At 49.6% G+C, this 16,576-nt stretch carries 15 protein-coding genes; all 15 read right to left on the bottom strand.

What is annotated here, in order from left to right; translation table 11 throughout:
- Position 1: 1 nt before the first annotated feature.
- Positions 2-811: a glycosyltransferase family 2 protein gene (locus G0Q06_RS07715; protein WP_163964120.1), complete on the bottom strand. Its 810-nt coding sequence runs from the start codon at positions 809-811 to the stop codon at positions 2-4.
- Between the two features lie 15 nt (positions 812-826).
- A complete protein-coding gene (locus G0Q06_RS07710; RefSeq protein WP_163964118.1) occupies positions 827-2,023 on the bottom strand; it encodes a glycosyltransferase family 4 protein in 1,197 nt (398 codons plus the stop codon).
- On the bottom strand, positions 2,013-3,191 hold the full coding sequence (locus G0Q06_RS07705; RefSeq protein ID WP_163964116.1) for a glycosyltransferase: 1,179 nt from the start codon (positions 3,189-3,191) through the stop codon (positions 2,013-2,015). Before G0Q06_RS07705 ends, G0Q06_RS07710 begins: the two co-directional genes overlap by 11 nt.
- Before the next feature lie 31 nt (positions 3,192-3,222).
- Positions 3,223-4,104, bottom strand: coding sequence for a sulfotransferase family 2 domain-containing protein (locus G0Q06_RS07700; protein WP_238710415.1), 882 nt, complete (start codon positions 4,102-4,104; stop codon positions 3,223-3,225).
- 26 nt (positions 4,105-4,130) lie between these two features.
- Complete coding sequence (locus G0Q06_RS07695; RefSeq protein ID WP_163964112.1) at positions 4,131-5,144, bottom strand: glycosyltransferase family 2 protein; 1,014 nt, start codon at positions 5,142-5,144, stop codon at positions 4,131-4,133.
- A complete protein-coding gene (locus G0Q06_RS07690) occupies positions 5,141-6,265 on the bottom strand; it encodes an acyltransferase family protein (protein ID WP_163964110.1) in 1,125 nt (374 codons plus the stop codon). The genes G0Q06_RS07695 and G0Q06_RS07690 overlap by 4 nt, the downstream gene beginning before the upstream one ends.
- Positions 6,262-7,365, bottom strand: a complete 1,104-nt coding sequence (locus tag G0Q06_RS07685) for a glycosyltransferase family 4 protein (protein ID WP_163964108.1) — start codon at positions 7,363-7,365, stop codon at positions 6,262-6,264. Before G0Q06_RS07685 ends, G0Q06_RS07690 begins: the two co-directional genes overlap by 4 nt.
- Positions 7,362-7,982, bottom strand: a complete 621-nt coding sequence (locus G0Q06_RS14625) for an acyltransferase (protein WP_338045118.1) — start codon at positions 7,980-7,982, stop codon at positions 7,362-7,364. Before G0Q06_RS14625 ends, G0Q06_RS07685 begins: the two co-directional genes overlap by 4 nt.
- A gap of 28 nt (positions 7,983-8,010) precedes the next feature.
- Positions 8,011-9,171: a polysaccharide pyruvyl transferase family protein gene (locus G0Q06_RS07675; protein WP_163964106.1), complete on the bottom strand. Its 1,161-nt coding sequence runs from the start codon at positions 9,169-9,171 to the stop codon at positions 8,011-8,013.
- 26 nt (positions 9,172-9,197) lie between these two features.
- A complete protein-coding gene (locus G0Q06_RS07670) occupies positions 9,198-10,373 on the bottom strand; it encodes a glycosyltransferase family protein (protein WP_163964104.1) in 1,176 nt (391 codons plus the stop codon).
- An 18-nt stretch (positions 10,374-10,391) separates the two neighbouring features.
- Positions 10,392-11,369 carry a glycosyltransferase gene (locus G0Q06_RS07665; RefSeq protein WP_338045117.1) on the bottom strand — a complete coding sequence of 326 codons (978 nt, stop codon included), beginning with the start codon at positions 11,367-11,369 and terminating at the stop codon, positions 10,392-10,394.
- A gap of 329 nt (positions 11,370-11,698) precedes the next feature.
- Entirely contained in the window at positions 11,699-12,670 is a 972-nt protein-coding gene (locus tag G0Q06_RS07660) for a polysaccharide pyruvyl transferase family protein (protein ID WP_163964101.1), read from the bottom strand.
- Positions 12,671-12,683: 13 nt separating this feature from the next.
- Complete coding sequence (locus G0Q06_RS07655) at positions 12,684-13,577, bottom strand: sulfotransferase family protein (RefSeq protein WP_163964099.1); 894 nt, start codon at positions 13,575-13,577, stop codon at positions 12,684-12,686.
- A 23-nt stretch (positions 13,578-13,600) separates the two neighbouring features.
- Positions 13,601-15,412 (bottom strand): ABC transporter ATP-binding protein, encoded by a 1,812-nt coding sequence (locus tag G0Q06_RS07650; RefSeq protein ID WP_163964097.1) that lies wholly within the window; start codon positions 15,410-15,412, stop codon positions 13,601-13,603.
- A gap of 36 nt (positions 15,413-15,448) precedes the next feature.
- On the bottom strand, positions 15,449-16,561 hold the full coding sequence (locus G0Q06_RS07645; protein ID WP_163964095.1) for an NAD-dependent epimerase/dehydratase family protein: 1,113 nt from the start codon (positions 16,559-16,561) through the stop codon (positions 15,449-15,451).
- Between the last annotated feature and the right edge of the window lie 15 nt (positions 16,562-16,576).

Below are 16,576 nucleotides of genomic sequence, written 5' to 3'. Positions count from 1 at the left end.
CTTAAGAAACTTCTTCGGTGCTGCTCAAGCCACTGGGAGTCCAGCTCACTTTATTGGATAGCACGGACTCTGTAGAATCGAGAATAGTCTCATCGTCAAAAACAGGATCCCCATGGTCCAGATGATAAAGGATTGCCTGCCTCCAAACTTTGTTGGCAGTGACACCACTCACCAAAAGCCTGCCCGCCATTTCAATATCTTCCAGAGCCCAGCCTTCGAGCGACTCGTTAAAGCCGTTTATCTTGACGATATCACTCTTCCAGAAGGCCATATTGCATCCCACTGCCAGATTGGCGAGTTCTCTTGCTGTTACATCTCCGTAGTTAATCCGATAAGGACGCTCAAGAGGATTGCGGATTGCAACATATCGCTTGTGCAACTTCTTAGACAAAATTCCCTTCATCACCTGCATGAAAGTTGGCTGGAAATCATTTGTATAAGGCTGCTTCACATGAGCCCGGTCTCCCAGGGTAAAATGTCCTTCTCTGGCAAGCTGCTTATGGTCCTCGATAAACTTGTGATGAGGCACACAGTCTCCGTCAATAAAGACGATGTAATCCCCGGCAGCTTCCTTAATCCCCATATTCCGGGACTTGGACACCTGCCAGCCCTCATCTGGTTGCCAGAGATGGCGTAGGGGAACCGGGAAGTCTAGCTTGAGCCGGTCCAGCATGGATCGTGTTTCAGGGCCTGATCCGTCATCACAGACAATCACTTCGTCAGGCAGAACGGACATTCGTCTGATGCCGCTTAGGACCTGTTCCAACTGGACAGGCTTATTGTAAGTCGTGATGCACAAACTTATTTTCATCAACTACTCCTGCAATCACTCGAAGAGATGAATGTAATCCATAATGACATTCGCCCACTGGAATTTTTGTGAGAACAACTTTTGTCCAGCCGAGCCTATTTGGTCGCGTAACTCCGGGTTTTCGACAAGTTTTACCAACGCGGACTCCACGGAATTCTGATCATGGGGCCGTGTTAAAACGGCTGTTTTTTGATCTTCAAGGATTTCCGCCACACCAGCATCTTCACTGACTATGATCGGTAACCCCGAGGCCATCGCCTCAAGAAAAACAACCCCGAAAGGTTCAGCCCATCCAACCAGCGCGAAAATGTCAGCATTTTGCATTTCTGAAACAACAACTTCAGAGGGAAGAAGTCCCATCAGCGTAACCCGGTCCTGATGCTTGAGTTTGCTGAGACAGTCTACCACTTTTGCACGGTCCGGGCCATCTCCAGCTACTCTCAGTCTTACATCATAGCCTTTTTCAACCACAGCATCGAAAGCGCGAAGAAGAAGGGGAATATCTTTCCTCCCATAAAATTTGGAGCAGCAAAACACGGTGACCGGACCGGTCTCCGGGGATGGAACTCTATCCTTGTAGATGTCAAAGGAACTTCCGTTATAGATCGTGGAAAAGGGAATGTTTGGAAGAACCGCTTCACCTTCTCTTTGCATCGCGCTTGATACAACCACCATCCGCTTGGCATGCTTTCCAACATCGTTGAATATCCTGTTCACTTTGGCGTTGTCTCGACAGCTGATCAAATCCCCTACTTCATGGTCTGTTACAATGTAAGGGGTCCTGTGCTTCTTAAATAATTTCAGGGCGAGTTGCCCGGCCACAAGCGTGTGATGGGCGACAATGGCGTCTGGTTTGAACCGATCAACAATCCTGTTAATTCTTGTCTGGGCGAAATGCCACCCGATAGAGATGATCCTATCTGGATACCGGCGATTTATTCCGTGAAAAGTGTGCCAGGGATAACAGGGCCACCTCGGGTATTCGACCTGCAACTCTCCAAACTTCATAGTCACAGGTGTCCCGGAATAGGCTGCTAGCTTGGGATGTAACTTGCCTAGAATCCTTGGAACCCACGGTGTTGGGACGACAACCAGAACATCAATACCAGCATTTTGAAAAGCCTGTGCTTGCTCCAGCGCCCAATTCCCCCTTGAGGGATTGTTCGGATCCGGAAAGTAAGTCGCCAGAAAGAGTAGTTTCTTAATCTTCATCTGTTTTTCGGACAATTGCGTCTTTGACCGTTGCAGCATTCCGCTTCCAGGAATGATCATCCGCATATTCTGCAAAGTGAAATTCTCGACCTGGCTTCAGGAGCGAAGTAACGGCAGAGGCAACTGACTCCTCGTTCAAGTCTTCAATCCATTCACCAATTGGGTAATTGCTTACTGCGGTTTTCAATGGTCCCGCTCCCCCCGAGGCAAGCACTGGCTTGGCGCACTCAACAGCAATGTTCAAGACTCCACTCGCTGAAACAAAGGCCTTGGAATAAGTTAACAGGACAAGGTCCGAGGCAGCGAATAGATCTGCGATTTCGTCTTCGTTAATGTATTTGATAAGCCACTGGCAGCGGGCATCCACTCCCCTCTCCCGCGCCTCATTCTGATAGTATTCCGGAGTCTTCTGGGATCCGGAATCACTTTTGCCTGCCACAAGTAGTTTCACGCTCTCGGGGAGGGAAGTCATTGCCCGGAGGAACAAATCGAGATTTTTACCGTCGCGAATTTGCCCGAATGAAAGACAAACCTGATCGTCCTTTTGGAATCCCATCTCCTCGCGCACTATTTCACGACCTTTGATTGGGGGAGAAATCTCGTAAGGACCATGAGGAATTTCATGAATTCTGATTGTCTCCGGGTGCGATCTGCCAAAGTCGATTCTGCTGCTGTCATGCACATACACATCGTCAATAAAACTGTAGGCCATGCGAATGCTGAGGCTATGCCACCAATGCGGACCAACAACAAAGTCGCGCACAGGATCATGTGCGACGACCCCGAAACGAATTCCCTTGGCTCGTGCTTTCTTCAGTGGACCAACCCAGAAAGGAGAGAGGTACTCTCTGAAACAATCAAGGAGCACGTAGTCATAACCCCCTCCCGTGACTAAATCTAAAACCTTTCGAGAAATTGTGCGGGAGTCTGAAATATAGTCGAGGACGCGCATCAGTGAGGAAGCCTTCTTCTGTTTTGCCGGCAGTTCGGCCACGAAGGAGACTCCTGGAATTTTCTTATGCGGGTAATCCTCGCGGCACAATATTGTTACTGCTAATCCTGACTCAACCAGTGCCAGAGAATGGAATTTCACATACTCGGCAATACCACCAGAGCTGGCCTCGGCACAGTACAGCACTCGAGCTTTTGTGGAGGTATTGGATTTCATTCAGGTTTGTTAAGCAGGGGATTCCAGGGTTTCACGCCCGAGGGCCCTTAAGTGTTTTCTTGATTAATCCAGCGATTGTCGACCTGGCCTGATAAAGCGGCTTCGCCCACTTCTGATATTTCTGGTTTTGCATCCGGAACCGTTCGAGTGCATTGTCACCATCTTGAAAAACTGAATTGTATGTATCCATAAAACGCTCTTTGCAGATGGCATATAATTCCGAATCAAGTTGGTTGCATTCCTTGATCCGGATCTTGAGATCTTCATGGGCGGCCGGTTTACTTTCTGTGATCCGGCTGGTATTAAGCCTTACATAACATGGGTTTCTCCAATTGAAGGTTTCTGCAAGCAGAAGAAGGGAGCGGTCAAACTCTTCCTGGATGCCGACAAAGCTAAAAAAGTTGTCCAAGTTGGATAATGCTTTTTCAAGCATCTTGTGGCCGCATTTCCCGTATGGAGTTCGGTTGATAAAGAGGTCTTCCTCATCGCCGGCAAGAAAGCGGGTCATTCCATTGTCCATTTCAAGGAGCTTGCTCTCAAAAAGGAATTCCTCGCAGGTCATATCCTTGGCAACTTTGTAGTAATGTGCTCCGGGGGTGTTCGCGGAAAAATTATACAGGGAGATCAAACGGGAAGCCGGATCCCTGAGAAAGGTAATATATGTCGTATTGAAGTTTAGAAGCCGGTGCACCCCAAAGCAGAAGTGTCCCATGAAGATCTTGTCCTTTTGTGAAAGCGCAGAAAGCGCTTCAGCCATTCCCAGCCCCTCCGGGGATCTTTTTAGTAGCCGCCTAATGCTTCTCTTAGCCAATCCTGGGCCATACTGACGCCTCAAGAGCTCCTGCAAAGTCATGCCGGCAGTCTTCTGGAGGTGAAGGAAGAGGATAAAATCGGAAGGTGCTGGTTGTTTCATTGTTAAGAGGTTCGGAGTGTTCTTGTTCAACCGGGGATGTTGTATCCGGCTTGCTGGATTTCTGTAATTTGTGTTTCTGTCAGGGATCCGACCCTGAAATCGCGTGAACCGCGATTGCCCGTCAGGCGCATTTCCAATCCCTGCCGTTTCTGGTTCACAAATCCGCTCACATTATAGAAAAACTTTTTCCGTGGAACAAACAAAGCGGACAAGTTGGATAGCAATTCCTGTTTGCCCTGGAAATCCAGTTCCTTCAACTCAGAGAATACGTTGTAAGCACGTTTTTGAAAAAGGAACCAATCTGTCGGAATGTATCTGTTTTTCCTGCAGAGATGATTTGCCTTTATAAGAAACCGAGCCCACTCAACCAAACGCTTTATTAACCCTCCACCCGATTCAGTGATCTTGTCTGTATTATCCGCCCGATACAATTCGAGCGTATCCGGGGAATGGACTACCTTGGCTCCCGCCAATAGACAGCGAAGAAACATGAACTGATCTTCACCGACAAAGAGGTCATCCGGGAATCCTCCTGAGCGCTCAACAATATCTCTCCTGAACAAACAGGCATGAGGCACGATCGACCAGTCGCAGAGCAATGACTTGACGAGATCTCCGGCAGGCAGGCCTCTCTGCTGGAGTACGCCGTTTGAAGGAATAAATGTTTTTCCAGAAAACGCGCCCTTGATCCACGGCCCGTAAGCAATGTCGGCACCACCGGCCTCTAACGCCTTGAGCTGGACTTCATGTTTGTTTGGTACCGCAATATCATCACTATCAAAGAAGTGTATGAATTCTCCGCGACTTTGGCGAAGCCCGTTATTGCGTGCCGCAGAGGGGCCTTGGTTTTCCTGATGGATGACTCGCACGCTTGGTCCAAAACTGGCCGCAACCTGGGCGGTTTGATCTGTGGACCCATCGTCAACGACGAGGATTTCTACCGCCGGGATAGTTTGATTCAGTAAACTTTCCAGCGTCGGACCAATTAATCCTTCACGATTAAAGGCCGGGATAATGACACTGATCTCACTGGCACTCATGCAATGCTCCTCCGGAAGGAATAGAGAGGTTTGGCGCCAAACAGAAAAGCGGTTAGCTTAAATCGCCGGATTATCAGCGCTGTTACGAGGGACAGTGGATAGCTGAGCAGGATGACAGTGAAATATACGGTGAGCGCTGTAATCTGCAATTGAATTAGCAGGTATGTGAGAAGGCTGATTACCGGAAAATGAATCAAATATATTGTATAGGTCGAGTTTGTGACAAAATTCAACCGGGTCACCCTCTTGTTCAAGTATACATTAAAAATGGACAGCATGAGAACTAGCGGCAGTGCATTCGAAATTACAGAGTACAATTGAATTACGGGCTGCAACCCGTATGCATAGCCCGTATACCCGGTTAGGGCGTAGATCAGGATAAACACAATTGTTTCGTATAGGTTGAAGCGGATATTATTTTGAAACCGTTTAAAGGAAAGACCTGCCAATGCACCTACTGAAAAATATGTAATGTTGTGAACCAGGTACTTAAGTGGAAGGAAGGGAACGTTCTCATAAAGTTCATCCGGAACAGTGTGTAGAAAGACAAATTTACAGGTCTCAATGAAAAGCAGTGCTCCAAGAAAAGTATACTTGCTGTAACAAAACAAATCAGAGGCTTTTCGGAGGCCTGATTTTAAAAATGCAACCTTTTGGGCAATCCAGTAAAACCCAAGTAGAACACCACTGTAAATGATCAGCACATATAAAAACCAGACATACCCCAAGCCGCCAAAGCCGCTGACTATATAATTCGAATAGTCCTCAACATTCAAAACCCGGGAAAGATCACCAAACCTGCTTATCACAAGAACAAGGTAAACATAAGAGCAGAGGGCAATTATCAGAGGAATCAGGATCCGTTCGAACCTGGTCTTGGAAAAACCGGCTATTCCACGCTTGCCCAGATACGTTGCCGAGAACAAACCAGCTATGAGAAAAAAAAAGGGTACTCGGATTGGGCCCAGATTCATTGAGAAGAACCGTAACAATTCAACCAGTTCCAATTCGCTTGTGCTAAGGGTGGTTTCCAGCGACTTGTTCCAGAATGAGTGGTTGAGGACGATCAGGAAATTGACCATAATCCTTAAATTATCAATATAGGCGACACGATCCCTCATCGAATTGTGACTAGATAATCGAGCAATTTTCGCGGCGGATCCGCTGCTTCCAACTGTAGGGCTCGTTCATGTGCGCGAGCACCAAGTAATTGCCAGTCATTCTGCAAACCCCATGCCCGATCAAGCGCTTTCCCGAATGAACTGGCGGTTGGCGCATCAGCAATGAAGCCTGAAATTCCCTCATCAATTATTTCACTGTTGCCTCCGACATCGGTTGCAACCACAGGGCGCCCGCACATCATCGCTTCCAGCGCGGCTAATGGTGTTCCCTCTCCACGCGATGGAAGGAGCAGCAGGTGATGCGAACCGTAGACCTCTCTCATGTCGCGGACGTATCCTCCAAACTTAACCTTTTTGGAAAGCTCGTACATTGTCACAAGTTCCCGGATATATTGCTCATCCGGCCCGGTCCCGAAAATTGTCAGTTCCCAATTTCGCTCCCTCCAGATATCTCCTGCAAGTGTTTCCAGAAGGATATCGTGCCCTTTCCATTCTGTTTCCAGACGGGCCACCTGCGCAAAACGGATAGGACTGTCGGGCCAGGCAAGAGGCTTATCCATCTTTAACCGTGGACCGTTTACAATAACCTGTGCTGAAGGAAACAGGGTCGCTAATTGTCTTTCGAGTACCCGCTTGTTATCTTTGCTTACAAATACCATCCCGCTCATTTCCAGGAAGGTTTCCTTCAATGCCGCGCGGTCCGGAATCCTCAATCGGTCAGAATTGAAATGGCAGAAAAATACTTTGGGCGCATTCAGCTCCCTGCAGAAATCCCATATGTAGGGTGAGAAAACATGGTCTAGGGGAGACCCCGCGTTAACCAGGATAACATCCGGGGAAAACGCCTCGACTGGAGCCATGTCTGGACGGATGCGCTGCTTGAGGAGAAACAGCCGCATCGGTTTGAAGAGTCTTCTGGAGGCAGTTTTCAATCCAAGTTTGACAAGCTCCTTCACCTGATCCGAGGCCACCACTTTCTCGTCTGCGCCAAGCATGATTTCATGGCCCTCTTCCATCGCCAGTTTCGCGAAATGGTACCAGACTTCTTCCGTCCCGGCCCACGAGTAACCCCGCATGGTTGAAATGATGGCAATTCTCATTCGGCACCCTTGATTCTGGTTGCAGGTACCCCACCCCAAGTTTCGCCGGCAGGCACGTCCTTCGTCACAACTGCACCTGCACCAATGATCGCGCCGTCCCCGATTTTGACACCGGGCAAAACAACTACATGACAGCCCAACCAGACATTACTTCCCAATTCGATACTGGCTCCGCTGTAACCCTGCTGGTCATATGTGTCTCCGCCTTTATCAGTCCTGTGATTGGCCGTGATCAAGTAGGAATGGGCACCAATCATTGAATTACTGCCAATCACCAGCTTGTGACAAGAGCCTAGAAAAGCATAAGGCCCGATATAGGAATTATTTCTAATCAGGATTGATCCCTGGCTTCCCTCGGATTCATCCACCCAGAGAATACAGCCTTTGTCTATCGCAACGCCTTTTTCGATTACCAGGACCTCGCCCAGCTCATTCAATCCAGGCACATTTTTTCTAACCTCAGTAGAAGGATCTATGATTCGGCCCGAGCGCCTGTGTCGATACAGCCACATCCAGCGCTGGAACCCGCGCAGAATATCCGGCCGGGGTGAATCCAGACAAGAGAGCAAGGCAAAGCCCCGGTATTTTACCCTGAGCCAATTGATCAAATTCTTCACGTATGCCTGTAAGGTTAGAAATTAAGCTTCAGGAAATAATTCGCTCCAAACTGGGAGTCAGCGTCAACCCGAAGCGATTCAAATGGGAGGCGTACTCTCTGGCCAGTTTCTTGCGCTTTTCCACATAGGACATCCAATCTAATTGAGAGAGATTAATCAAGTCCTTCACACTAACCGGGTTTTCCAGCTTCAAAGCGTCTTCAATCTTAATGTAAGGAACGCCCATCAAGGACGCCAACCCCTCTGTCCTTGAATCTGTAGCAACAAGCACAGCGGGAGTTCCGGCCTGTACGGGAGCCATTGTTCCATGGATTCTTGACCCGATTGCGAAGTCCCACGAACTCGCATCCTTAAGCCATGCCTCCACATCAAGATAGACCCCTAGGAGCGACCTCCATTCCTCAAATGCTTCCTTTCGACCAAAGAATCCGCCACCCAGCTTGAAAGACTTTCTCATGTGACGAATGTCTTTGCCTGAGTATTCGCCTGATTTGTCCAGCGCCATGGCAATGGCCCCGTTGTGGTTTGCCTGGACGAGGTAAGATCCCGGGCGGTGCTTGGTCAACGGGAGCAACTTCCGGTCAAGCTCAAGGGTTGGCCCCGCAAAGTGCCCTGAGTTCAAAATGACCTTATCATAATGCGAACGTTCAGTCTTGGAGATCAACTTGTCAGCAAAGTCATCGCTGGAGTTGATGAAATTGGAAGGACAACCAGTCAGGTGCACATCTTTTAAACCGTAGTGCCGGCATTGGATCAGGGTCATTTCATCCCGGACAAGGACACAGGCCTCCAGTTCGCGGAGAGCATCAAGAAAATCCAATGTCTCCTTTGGAAATTCCAACTTCTCATGTGTAGTGAAATAATGCTGGCATCCCAATCCTATACAGATGACGGGAAGTCCCAGTTCGCGAAGGGCCCGGGCACGCTTCTCGTTGCCAAATGGCTGGGATGTGTTCAACCAGTTGGCTCCTGCCAGCACCACTCCATCAAATTTCCCGGTCTGCGCCAAGGCTACCCCCTCCTTCCAGTGGGTGTCCACCAGCTCATCCCCGATCTGTGAACGAATAGCGTAACGGAATAGTAGATTCCCCGTATTGCCACCTGCCTCACGAAGGATCTGCTGGATTGGCTTTTCTTCGGGGTTCAAGATGGCCCGATGAACCGGAAGATCAAAAAACAAGTACTTCATGAATTGGTAAAATTGGCATCCATTAACTAGTGGGCTTTCCTGTAGGCCTCGATCGTCTTGATCGTTTCCGCCAGTGCCCGCCCAAAGACAATTCCAGCATCCAGATTTTCCTTGAAAAACCGTTCACCGTTCCGAATCAGGGACTGTCTTTTTTCTGAACTAACCTGTAACTCCTCGGCCACCCTGACAACCGCAGTTGGATCAGGATTCGTGACAACCTCGGCAAACCCTTCACGGCGGGCGTGCTTGACCGCAGTGCAATACTCTGGTCCCCAGATGATCAACGGCTTTTGCTGCACCAGGTAATCAACCATCTTGGACTTGAAACTTGTGCTTTCAATCATCCTGCTGTCTTCATCAAACCCCATTATGACGAGAAGGGCATCCGCCTCTCCCAATGCATCCGCACAGGCTTCATGGTCAAGAAACCCGAGAAAATGGCCAGACGCCCTCAGCTCCTCACCCCGTTCCTCGGACCATGGGGCGTTTTTTCCAGCGACCTTCAATTGTATCTTCTCATGCCCTTCAAGAGCGTCCAACAGCTGAATGATGGCGTGTCCGTACCACTGACCTAGATTCCCGGCAAACATGACAACGAAGCGACCATCATTACTGACTTGCGACGCCCTGCTATCCTGCCCGGTCCAGTTTCCGGAGGGATAGTATACATGGGCATTGGGATGCGGTCCCAACGCTTCCAACATCTCGGGGCAGATTCCAAATGCAAGGTGACACCGATGATACCGGCGCTTGAACAAAGTAGTAAATTTCCGTTTCACGCAGTCATGACCAAGTGAAGCGTAGGTCGGCCAATCCATGAAGTGGCCCGCGACTGGAACATCGAGTTTTTTGCCAAGTGTAATCGCGAGGTCGCTCATCCACGTTTCCGCGCCTGTGATAATGACGTCGGGATTAAATTTTCTGGCGAATTGTAGTGATTCTCTTGAGGCAAATTTTCCTGCAAAGAGGTGAATGAAGTCATGTCCAAAAAGCGAAAAACGCGTCCTTAAAATCCGCGCCAGCCAACGGGGATGTTTGACTTGAAACCAAGGGACAGAATCCAGTTGTGAATCCAACCGGTCGGTCATCACAGCAACATCATAGTCAGCCCTCTCGATGAACTGTCGGTAAAACAGGAGGCTACCTCCCATCTCCTTTAGAGGAGGATTCGTCGTGACAATTAATACGCGTGGGCGATTCATTCGGTAAAACCTCAAAACTCAAGCATCGGGGCTGTACCACCCAAGTTCGTTGTAGAGGTCGATATGCCTCTGCGTGATTTTTTCAATTTCAAATGTTTCTTCGGCAAAACTGCGACAGGATAGACTCCACTTCTCACGTTCTCGAGGAAGGCCCTCGGCCATCCGGGTTATCCGGTCCAGAAGAGCGCTGGAGTTGCCTTTTTCAAACAGGTATCCCGTCTTCGCCTCTACAACCAATTCAGGAATTCCTCCTATCTCAGATGCGATAACGGGCACTCCGCAGGCAAGCGCTTCGCATATCACATTCGGATAATTGTCCGCCTCGGATGGAACGATCAGAAAGTCTGATCCCGCATATAGATTGGCTAGCTTCTCCTCGTCGTGGATTTTTCCCAACCATTGCCATTCCTCCGGGAATTGGCCTTCACCCTTGTCTCCCAGATAACAAATCCTAATCGATGGATTGTCGATATGCCGCAAGGATTCGATAAGCGTCTTCATCCCCTTGAGAGGATTCTCAAAAGAGGCAGCGACAAACAGAATGACAATCTCATTCGGATCACAGGCAATCATCTGGCGACCTTGATCTCGTTTGTTTGGACTGAATGTTTCCAGATCGAAACCATTGCGAATTACTTCACAGCGAACACCTTCAAAAATGGAACTCCTACTGGCCATTTTGGCCATCCACTCGCTAGGACATACTAGTGTGAGTTGCTCCTTGATGCCGTGTACAGCCTGTGCCTTTCGGCCATGGCTTAAAAACGTTTCGTGTCTTGCGGAAGCTGCTGACAATTGAGGACATTCCCCGCAACTCTCCTCAAAGCGTTCGCATCCCAGACTGTAGGAACACCCACCCGTGAAGGCGCCCATGTCATGAAGCGTCCAGACCAGGGGGAGGTCCTCGGGCACCCGTTTCATCGAGTCCAGATAATCAATCAAGTCACACACCCAGTGAAAGTGGAGCAGGCTTGTGGAATTGAACATTTCGCTCATTGCCAACCCGTTCGGACTTCGGTCGCTGAAAAAGACCGCTCCCGAAGATGATATTCCCTCGTATCCTTTTCCAGAACGCTTAAGCTGATAGTTTCTCAATCGCCGCCGTAAATTGGAAAAAACATCCCCCTTATAAGTGACCCCAAGAATGTGATCCGCCTCTACCTCAGGACTAAAACCAACGAGCTTTGTATCCACTCCGGCACGCAGCAGTCCTCTCACAAGTCGGTCTGCCGCAATCCCCGCCCCACCCCGGGCGGGATACGTGCAAAAATGATGGATTGCCGAAGGTCGAGGCATTTTTTTTCGGAGGTGAAGAGGATTTCAATTCAGCTGGAAAACTGCGATTTCCAAGCCGCAATATCTTTCGTTCTTAAATTCAAGCGGACTGGTTCAGAACCTTCTGTCCATTTTTTGATGGCATCCAGATTATCCCGTTCAACAGTTGGAAGGTGTGTCTCCTTGCCAATTTCCCGGGCCCGGTTATCCACTTCAAGGGTCAGGCAGCGCTTGCCGTTAATCAAGCAACGCACCCCGCCATGTAGCCTTGTCCCGACATAGTCCAGTTCGGGTTCATCTGCCAGAACAGCATCCAGAGCATCCAGACTTCGGTCCAGGACAACGCCCCCAAAGTCCAGATCCTGAATATACAAGTAGTCACCAAATCCTTGTGGCCAGAAATAGACCGTTTCGTATTGGGATTCCAAGAGGCTGAGCAAGGCCTGATCCAGTTCAGGATCCGGATAGTAGTCTGTCAGCATGCAAAGAACCTTCTTTGCCGGGCGAGTACGAATTGCGGCCGTATCCATTGTCGCGAGTGGCCACATTGTCGGACATCCCGTATTCAAAACGTTACGAATCTTGGTTAACCCAAGAAGCTTCTTCGCCTGTCCGTCGCGGACGGAATGTTTGAGTTTTCTCGAAAGGACAAGGTTTAACAGGATCTTGGTGTAGCGGTTGGGTTCACCCTGGTCTCTCCACCAGCCTGCCCCCATCAGGACTGCTCCTCGAGCGGCAAAGGCATTCTGCATGGTCAGGTCCCATTGAAAATATCCATCCATGTAGGAGCTGAGCAAATTGGAGCCGCCAATAACAATCCGGTCTGCGGATCGAACCAAATGTCGTTGTTGCGGGCCAAAACGCAGGTGGGTTGAAACCTTGCTCAATTTCCAACCCGGGAAGAGTTCATTGATTTCCCGAAGAACAGCTTCCTCGATAATCAGGTCGCCCAGATTTGCACTAGGCCTTCCTTCATGATTCTCAATTCCCGGAGACCACAATACTAAATGTTTTTCTTTCATACTTTTGCTTGCGTCACGTCCTTGTCCAGAATTCAGCTGGCTTTCCAAAGTCCTTTAAAAATGCAATGTTATCCTCGGAGATATCCTGAAGGAATTTAGCCCTGAGGTTCGTCTCCCAATCATCATTTCCAAATTTGATGGGTTTGCTCCCGATATTGGATTCAGCGACTGCTGCCTTTAATCCTCCCGGAACGAGCCCCTTGACCGAATTCCAGAGAGAGCTTTCTTCAAGCCGTCGGCGGAATGGGGTTTTCTGGGATCGGTTTTCTCCTGTGTTGTAATTAATGCGACTGGCTTCTTCCAGGGTGCCGGGAGCCAACTCTAGAAAATTACTCACCTTGTTCAATGTATCCGTTTTTCGCTCTTTTAAATCCTCAAGGAATATCACATGTTGCTGTTCCTTGGGAAAAAGTTGCCAGGCCTCCAGTTGGTAACGGTAAGAACTGGTCAAGACCATATGCTTGTAAACCACCGGATCCCGCAACCAGTTGTTGAACCCTTTCTTCGATGTCGTGATGAGGTGATTTCCAAAGTCAGACTGAGTCGGCTCAAGGGAGGCCCACATTTTCCAGGCCGACACACATCGCGCCAGGGGATCCCTGACCATGTAGATAATTTTTGATTGGGGATTGTGCTCGTGGATTCTTTCCGCCGCGGCACCACATTGTGCCCGGATTGAATAAGCTGGTGTGGCTTCGGCCACTAACGATTCACCGGCATAGTGCGGGAAAAAAGTGTTTTGATACCAATCAATTCCCTTTTCAAAGAGCCGGTCACTGCCAAAAAACATCGTTTCCTTTGGCTCGCTGAAACAACACTCATCCAAATCGCTCAGCCATTTTGCAAGGCTGGTCGTACCAGCTTTACCAACACCTATAATAACCAGGTTAACTCTGAATTGCGCCATGTGCTAATAATTCCGGAAAGCTGCTATTCTGTTGTCTCATTTCCAGGGAGGAGAGAAACGACTTCGTCATAAGTGCCTTGGGCGCCAATACCTCCATCCTTGAGCAGAACCACTTGATCGGCCCGTTGGACAGTTGTTAATCGGTGTGCGATGACAAGTAAACTGAGTTTGCCCTGTAAGCCCTCAATGGCGGACATCAGGGCAGCTTCCGTCTGGTTATCAAGGGCACTCGTTGCTTCATCAAGGATGAGTAAGGATGGCCGATGGTACAAGGCGCGGGCCAGACCAATGCGCTGGCGCTGGCCACCAGAGAGGCGCACCCCCCGTTCGCCTGTTCTCGTATCGAATCCAGCGGGGAGTTCTGCCTCAATAAACCCGCGAATCTGGGCCGCCTCAGCAACTTCGCGAACCCGGTCGTAATCAATTTCCTTTGGACTTATGCCGAATGCGATATTCGCTGCGATTGTATCATCCATCAGGAAGATATCCTGCGGCACATATCCTATTCCAGCTCGCCAAGCTCGTTTTTCACTCTCCTCAAGAGGTTTCCCGTCAATGAGCAGACTCCCTTCACTCGGCCAATGGAGCCCGAGAATCAAATCGATCAAGGTAGACTTGCCGGATCCAGTCTCACCGATGAAGGCAAAGAACTGGTTCTTCGGGATAATCAGGTTCAGGCCGCTCAGGACAGGTCGCTTTGCCTCTGCGTACGAAAAAGAAATCCCCCGCAACTCAATTTGTTCATTCCATTCGATCGCCTTGATGCCTTGGCCGCCCCTGAATCGTGCCGGCATTTGATAGGAAGGATCAGAAGTTGAAGTCAGCTCCTCATGGATTTCTTCGAGGGCATGACTTGAGAGGGAAATCCCACTGAAAGCCCCATAGATCAATTGCATATTGGGGAGCAGTCGGTATCCCGCCAGGGCCATTACACCAAGGATTGGAAGCACTTTGTCCAGTTCACCTCCGGAGATAATATAATACAGGACAACGATCACAATACCGCCAAAGGCCAAGGGCTCTATCAGGTAGCGGGGTCCGTTGGAAACAACCGGCATCCACTTGGAAAGACGGGCAAGCATCGCAGTGTGAAGACTATATCGGTTGATGAAATGTTCTTCCACACCATGTACCTTGATCGGCTTGATGCCGGAGAGACATTGCAATGCCTCCTTCATCGCACCACGGTTGGCAATCTTCAAGCCATCTGATGTGCGTCTGCGCAGAGCCCCCAGGAGCTTGTAAACGCTCAGGTAATACAAGCCAAGGGCAGCACCGGCGATGAGGGTTAAGCGGGGACTTATAATCAGAAGTGTCCCGATCAGCAGCCCGACCGTAATTAAACGGGCAACCAGATCCATTAGCGGGGCAAGAATACCCGCAATGAAATTCATCACATCTCCCGATGCTTTCTTGATTAACTCACCAGTATTGCGGCTGAGAAAGTAATTATAAGGATTGTTCACCATCCTGGTCAGCAATCTCACACGCAACCAATGGCCAAGCCCCTGGACATAGCGTGCCCTGAAGACTTCACCGAAGAGCAACATCCCGTTTGCGATTCCCAGCATCATTACCGCAAAAACCCCGGAAAGAACCAGTAATTGCTGCTCGGTTATCTCTGGCAGGATCCCGAGGACGCTTTGGCCAAGGCCGGACTCCATAAACAAGGTTGGGTTAGCCGCCAGGGCAAGGAAGGGAAAGATGGAAGTGACACCGACAACCTGAAGAAGTCCCTGTAGAAGGGCCACCAGGAACATGATGAATAGCTTCTTCTTGCCGTATGGTGCCGCGATCAGGAAGACCCGGCTGATTTTTGACCAGAAAGTATGCATTAAATTGCTTTTGTTGGCTCGTGCAAAAACTGGAGATTACTTGGCAACATTGAGCCAATCGTTCTCCTTTTCCGCGAATGAGGCAATCTCTTCAAGGACTTCCCCAATCGGGGTTTGCGGTTGCCACTCCCATAATTCGGAGGCCTTTTGGCAATCAAGGACAACCCAGGGAAGGTCGAACCGACGCACTTCCGGCGAGGAGGCGGGCGTGCCGGTTTGGGAACCGGGAAAGCGCGCCTGACACCAGTGCGTCAGCTCTGCAAGGGACATGCTGTTTGCCAGTCCTCCGGCAAGGTTGATGACACGGTCCGTTGTTTCCGGCATGTCCCCTGAGGAGAATTGCTTCTCAAGCAAGGGCAAGATGTCGCGCGGATGCAGACAATCCCGCACCTGCCGGCCCATGCCATCAAAGCCAATGTACTTGAGAGGTTTTCCTTCGCGGAAGGAATGTATCCAAAAAGCAAATATTCCCTGGGCAGGATGCCCAAACTGTCCGGCGCCAGAGAGAACCCCACAACGATTAATCCAGACGGGAAAGTCGAAGGTCGCGCCATACTCAAGGGCCAGATGCTCGCTTGCTACCTTGGTGCTTCCATACAGGGAAACAGGTGGATCGATACTGTACTTCTCGGAAACCCCATTGACTGAAATTCCTGCGGGAAAGTGTTGCCCTGAATCTGGAATATAACGATTCCGTAATTCTTTACCATCCGCTTTCGGTAAATTCTCCACCTCCATCCTCAATCCGGAAAGTTCCGGGATGGAATAAACCCGACTGGTTGATAAAAGAATGAATCCCGCCTGATGCTGCTTGCAATATTCAAGGAGATTTACGGTTCCGTAGAGATTGTACTCCACCAGTTGGCGCGAGCTTGTTTTACCATCTACACCAGCGAGCACGCTTGGATTGGCAGCCGCATCAATTACCCAGTCGCAGGCTGGCAACATTTCCAGGTCCGTCTGGGAACGAATATCGCCGGTGAAAAACCGGACTCCTGATTCATCTTCCAGGGCATCCCGGTTTCTCCAGGATCCAGACCGGGAGAAATTATCAATCCCCACAATCTCCCAGTCGGGATGGGCTGCATGAATGGCCTTGGCCAGAGTGGATCCGACAAACCCGCAGATGCCTGTAATTAGGATTTTCATAAAAGTTCGTTCAAC

Source organism: Oceanipulchritudo coccoides (genome assembly GCF_010500615.1).
Classification (GTDB): Bacteria; Verrucomicrobiota; Verrucomicrobiia; order Opitutales; family Oceanipulchritudinaceae; genus Oceanipulchritudo; species Oceanipulchritudo coccoides.
The sequence above is the reverse complement of the archived record's forward strand: the minus strand, read 5'-3'. Positions and strand labels throughout refer to the sequence as shown.